The following is a 6,020-nucleotide window of genomic DNA, read 5'->3' on the forward strand; positions in this document are numbered from 1 at the left end:
CGGGCGCAAGGGGACTATCGGGCAGAGGGGCGACTAAATCAAGGCGATTTAGTTATCGGAAACCCGGAGATGCCTATGCGATGCCGCGCTCGGATGTGCACGCGCTGGACTAACAAGGGCAAAGCAGATGGGTCCGCACGTGGGCGAGGAAATCCATACCGATACTTAGATCGAATTTCTTCAAAAGGAAAAGATAGAACGGAATTGGAGTTGGATCTTCTTGAGTGTCAGGATCCCACTCCTCATCGTGCAAGCAAAATATGGCACAGCGGATTAAAGCAGCCTGGGAAGGATCTTCTCGCTGCAGATGATCAAAAATACCCAAAAGTTTGATTCGCGCATTTTTTATTTCCTCATCGCTGTCGATCGCATAAAAATTGAAAGCCACTAATTTGAGATTTTCATTGAGCAGTAGTTCTATCCCATCCGAATCCAAAAATCTCTTACTCCACTCGCGAGAAATTATAAAGAGCAAAAAACTCGCGCACGCCGATTTCATACGGGCAGAGGACACTTGACTCTCTATCAATTGAAGCTCGATGACATCAAGAGACTCTAGTTCGTGATCGCTGAATGGGCCTGTCACTTTATCTTCCGTTTCGGGGTTGGTGATTGAGGCAACGCTTGACAGAATATTTCAAAATTTTTTCAATAAGACCAAGAGCCACGTCTTGGAGAAAGCACTCCGTGAGTCCGTAAAATCTGACAGCATCACTCAAAAATCCAAACGATAGGATTAAGTCTTCCCCATATGAATCAGCAATAGCAACCTTAAAAATCCGATCGAATTTCCACCGGCATTTTCGTCTCCGCCTCCAAAGGCTTGGCATCTCTTCGCCCATTCAACGGCAAAAGCGCCCCTGCCCTCTCCCGCACTCCAAAACCCAATTCACCAACTCTTTTCAAATGAGCCAGCAGAATTTCTATTCAACCATACTCAACCCAAAATTGCAGCACAAAATTTTAAGATAATTTACCGCATAAATCTACCCTTCAAAAGTCGACAGATCAGAAAAAATCTCCTCGTCCAAAAATCAACTCGCGGCCTGTCGACCGCCATCAGAAATTGCCCCTAAAATCAGCAAGAGTCAGAGGCCGGCAGAATCGAAATCTCAAACAAGCCGACTTTATTTTTCGACCCGGCCACCAGATAAGTTCAATTTCGAATTAGCCTCATCGAAACTCAATTCCGATAAAAACATTAAATCCTTCGAGTCCAATGCACCGAAAAATCTAGACTTTCCATTCGACGCCCAAACTCCGCTTACTCGATAATGTTCACCCACAAAATAACGAATATTTTGCCGCAGGACTTCATTGTCTAATTCCTGGTAAATATTTTGAATAATTTTCAAAATTCTGGAGGCATTATCAGGAGAAAGCAGGTCCACATCACCATAGAACCCATGCGCGGGAAGAGAGCTCCCCCAGCGCACCATGATGTGAACACAAGCATCGATAACATCATCAACCTCGATTTTCGACCGATCCGATCTGTGCCTTATGCAGGACTCAAGATAACTGCAAACAGATGCCTCTGGCAATATGTATTCATCATCGGAAATCGAGCCAGCGCGTTCTCTTAGCTTCAAATTTTTTTCCAAAATTACAGAAGCATCTATGCCTGAGATGTTTTGAGGCCGTACCCACACAAATGGCCCAGCACCCTCATCCCTCGATATCAATTCATCGATGGAAATCGGAACCGAAATAGCCGAAACAAGAAAACCGTATTCACTCGTCATTTCATGGCGTCTTCATAGGAGTGCTCAGGGCATGCTGCAAGCGTCCGACATATGGATCGGCAAGGTCATGCAATTTCCTTTTGTCGCAATCCGACATATCATAAGAGTTATCTACGCTTCTAAGTTCTTTTTTCAAACGCCCCAATATATCGCTTCCCTTTTGGGTATGCCATTTCCCTCCAGTCGGCAACCCCGTTGTTCTTTCATTCACTATTGCGCCCGACACACCGCCAGGGATTTGAGGATTGGAGTTCGTGTGCCCTGCATCAGCATAGTCATGCTGAGCGATGAGTGCTTCGATCCGGGCGCGTTTTTCCGCATAGATTGCAGCGCCATTGATCGGGCACTGGGGTTTCTTTGCGCTCAGCCCCAGGGGGTCGACCCACTCCGTCGGATTGAGGCTATATGCGTGTGTGTTGATCCCTCCTAGCAATCCCATCAGGTCACGAGACAAAAACCGTCCGAGGCTTGGCTCGTAGTACCGATACCTGTTGTAATGCAGCCCCGTCTCTTCATCCCAATACTGCCCCTGAAACCGAATCGGATTCCTGAACCCCGCTCTTCTCCCAGCCTCGCTGATCGCCTCCCGCGCCTCCCCCCACGCCTTGTACTGCGCCGACCAGGCAATGCTTCCCTCATGGTCCGTCAGTTCCTGCGGCGTGCCCAGATGGTCGCACTGATAGAACGCCATCTCCCTTCTGTCGAACGCTCGCGGCACCTGCCTCTGCTCGCCGTTCCACAACGGATCCTGCTCGATGTCGTAGACGCCGCCATTGGCTTCCATCAACGCCTTCGCATCCGTCGTCTCGCTCAGCGCCATCGCGCGCGCCTGGCGCACCTGCACCAGCGGCACGAACGAGTTCGCCTCGTGGATGTAGTGCACGCTCCAGCCGTGCTCGCCACCTTCCTCCATCGCTGACTTGCTCTGAGTACTCTCGAACGCGAGCACGTCGCCGTCCCAGCCGAACAGTGTCGTGGTCTCGCCAGAACTCTTGGAGAGCCGACGACCCAGCGCGTCGTAGCTGAAGGAGGTGGTGATGCCGCGCTGGTCGGTCGCCGCCGTCATGCGGTTGAAGCCGTCCCATGCGAAGACGGTGCGCCAGCCGTGGCGCACCCGCTCGGTCATGTTGCCGCGTTCGTCGTAGCGGTAGCTGGTGCCGGCGTAGTTCTTCAGCAGGTTGTCCAGCAACTTGTTGGCAGGGTGCCTGAGCGGGTCGTTGGTCGCCGGCGGGTCGACGATGTTGCCTGCCGGGTCGAATGCAAATGTCTCGCGCCCCACTCGGCTGTTGGCCTCCAGCAGACGGCCCACCGGGTCGTAGCGGTAGCTCAGGTTGCCTCGGCGGCTGTCGCCGATGCCAATCAGCTGGCCGGCCTTGTCGTAGCTGTAGCGGCGCTGAATGCCTGTGGTCGATTCGATGGCGCCGGGGCTGGTGCGCGAGATCTGCTGCTCGAGAAGCCGACCTGCCGGGTCGTACTTCTGCCGCTGGCTCAGGCCGTTGCCCTGCTCGCGTGCGACCTCGCGGTGCAGGTCGTCGCGCTCGAAGCCCAGGACGTCCTGGCCGTCGATCATCAGGCCGTGCACGTGGCCTGAGCCGTATGTCAGCCATTGGATTACGTGCCCGTCGGGCCGCACGGTGGCGATGCGCTGGTTGAGTTCGTCGTAGCGGTGCTGCCAGACAGCCGTGCGCTTGCGCTGCAGGTAGTGGTGATGCTCGCGCGTCAGGTTGCCGGCCGGGTCGTAGAACCATTGCAGGCGCGCGTCGCTGTTGGTCGCCTCCAGCAGTCGGCCGTTGCGGTCGTAGGCGAAGCGTTCGGATTGGCCACCGGCGCGGCGTTCGCTCAAGCGGCCTAGTGGATCGAATTCGAGTTCGGTGCGGTGGCCCGCCTCGATCACTTCGGCGAGCACGCCCGTGGTCTCTTCGTGCACGTACTGCGTGGCCTTGCGGTCGAAGCCGGTTTCTTCCAGCAGGCGGCCCACCGGGTCGTAGCGAAAGTCGTATCGGCTGCCGTTCTCGTTTTGCAGTTCTGTCAGGCGGCCCAGAAGGTCCCAGTGGTATTTGAGCGAGCGGCCCGCGGCGTCGGTGCGGCCGGCGATCAGGCCGGCGCGCGTGTAGCTGTAGCGCGTGGCGCGCCCCAGCGCGTCGGTGTGCTTCAGCAGCCGGCCTTCGGCATCGTGCTCGAACTGCTCGCTCGTCTGGTCGGGCAGCACGATTTCTTCGAGCTGGCCGGCAGCGTAGCGATATCCGGTCGCGTTGCCGGCGGCGTCGGCAGCCTTGGTGAGCCGGCCTCGTTCGTCGTACTCCCAGCGGCTGGTCTTTGCGGAGCAGTCGGTGTAGCTGAGCAGTTGGCCCGATGCGGAGTAGGCGAGCGTCTTCACGCCGCCCTTCGCATCGGTGATGCGCACGGGCCTGCCGGCCTTGTCATAGGCGTACTCGGTCTTGTGCCCCAGCGGATCGATCTCTTCGGTGAGATGGCCCTGCGCGTCGTAGTCGCGCTTCCACACGCCGCCCTCCGCATCGCGGATGCCCGTCAGGCGGTGCAGCCCGTCGTACTCGTAGTGCACCCGGCTGCCGTCCGCGCGCGTGTGCGTCTGCAGGTTGCCGTCGGCGTCGTACGTGTAGTCGTCGGTCGTGCCGTCGGTATGCACGTGGCGCGTGACGTTCTTCGCGTCATCGCGGAAGAACCACTCCTGCAGCCCGTCCGGGTGGATGATGCGGTAGGTGTAGCCCTGGATGTCGTAGTAGTGCCAGGTCTCCCCGCCCAGCGCATCGGTCACATAGGTCAGCCGGATGTTCCTGTCCCACTCCAGTTTCAGCGCGAAGCTGCCGTCGTCGGACCACTCGCGCACGGCCTTGGCGTCGGGGCCGGTGCCGTCGTACTCCAGGTTCATGCCCCGGCCGGTGCGGTCGGTGTAGCGGGACACGAGGTGGTGGCTGTAGGTGTAGCGCCAGCTCGCGCCGTCCTCGTCCTGCGCGGCGACGAGGTCGCGCTGCGCGTCGTGCGTGTAGGCGGCCAATTGACGCACGACCTGGCCGTCCTTGAGCTCCCACAGCGACTGGATGAGTCCGGTCTGCGCATCGGGCTTGGTGCCCACGTGCGCCATGACGGCCTCGCCGTGCTTGCTGATGATGTCGCTGAGCACGCGCTCGCCCGTCTCTGCAATGACGTGGTCGTAGCGCAGGCCGATGGCCATGCCGTCCTTCGCCTGCTGGGCGACAAGGCGGAAGTGGGGCTGCTTGCCGTCGACGTACTCGTAGATCTCGCGCCAATCGCTCTGCTCGCCTTCGGGCAAGGGCTTGCCGAAGTCCAGCTCCAGCAGGCTCTCGCTCAGGCGCGAGACGCGGACTTCCTCGATCGCGTCGAAGTAGCTCTGGCCAACTGCCAGAACCGGATACGCATGGCTGCGGCCGTCGGCGGCGTGGTGGAGCAGGCTGGGCTGGCCCTGGCGTGTGCCTCGCGCGGGCGTGGTGATGTCCACGCGCATGCTGTAGGGGGTGATCCAGCGAGCACCGAGGCTGCCATGGTCGAAGGCATCGAGGTCGCTGGCGTAGGTGCGCGCCCATTCGATCGGCAGCGGTGCTGCGAGCACGAAGTCGGTGTGGGTGAAGCTCTCGTTGCCTGTGGCAAGGCTGATGGAAGCCCCTTTGCGTGCCGGCGCGGGGCAGTTCTTGCAGCCTGCGGTCCCTTGTGCACCGGCTTGCTTGTTGATGTGACCGAGCTGCGTCCCGGGATTTTCTTTTTCTGCCTTGGCTCCCGCCTGCGGAGCCACGATCGCCGCGCGCTGGCCTTTCCTCTTCAGCAGCGCGTCCCGCAGCTTGTGCAGCAGCCACATGATGCTGGCCTGCGACTCCTTGTCCGCCAGCCTCGAGAGCTGCCCACGCAGCTGCTGCTTGAAGTCCAGCATCTGCCCGATCACGCCGTTGACCCTGCTCGCGACGCCATCGGGCAACTGGCTCGCCGCCGCCTTCGCCACGTAGTTCGCCGACTGCTTGGTGTAGCGCACCGCCGTGCCCCACATCCGGTTCCACGTGCTCTGCGTCTTCGGGTCGTGCACCTTGGTCTCCGGCGACGCCGGCGTGCCCACCGTGAACAGGTCCTTCTGGCCCAGCACCCGGCGCATCACGTCCACCAGGTTGTCGATGATCTTGTCGGCCAGGTCCGCGCAGCTCTTGAGGATGCCGTCGAGCTTGGCGATCGCCCCATCGATGAACTTGTCCAGTTCGCCCATGATGGTGGCGTTCAGGTGCCCCACCAGCGTGGTGACGATCGCCTCGC

3 protein-coding genes are annotated in these 6,020 nt (G+C 59.0%); all 3 read right to left on the reverse strand.

Annotation, left to right across the window (positions count from 1 at the left end; genetic code table 11):
* Positions 1–109 precede the first annotated feature (109 nt).
* Positions 110–586, reverse strand: a complete 477-nt coding sequence (locus QRN67_RS30505; RefSeq protein ID WP_285414859.1) for a hypothetical protein — start codon at positions 584–586, stop codon at positions 110–112.
* Positions 587–1,127: 541 nt separating this feature from the next.
* Positions 1,128–1,745, reverse strand: coding sequence for a hypothetical protein (locus QRN67_RS30510; RefSeq protein ID WP_285414860.1), 618 nt, complete (start codon positions 1,743–1,745; stop codon positions 1,128–1,130).
* A gap of 1 nt (position 1,746) precedes the next feature.
* Positions 1,747–5,973 (reverse strand): RHS repeat-associated core domain-containing protein, encoded by a 4,227-nt coding sequence (locus tag QRN67_RS30515; protein ID WP_285414861.1) that lies wholly within the window; start codon positions 5,971–5,973, stop codon positions 1,747–1,749.
* Between the last annotated feature and the right edge of the window lie 47 nt (positions 5,974–6,020).

Source organism: Variovorax sp. efr-133-TYG-130 (genome assembly GCF_030208835.1).
Classification (GTDB): domain Bacteria; phylum Pseudomonadota; class Gammaproteobacteria; order Burkholderiales; family Burkholderiaceae_C; genus Variovorax.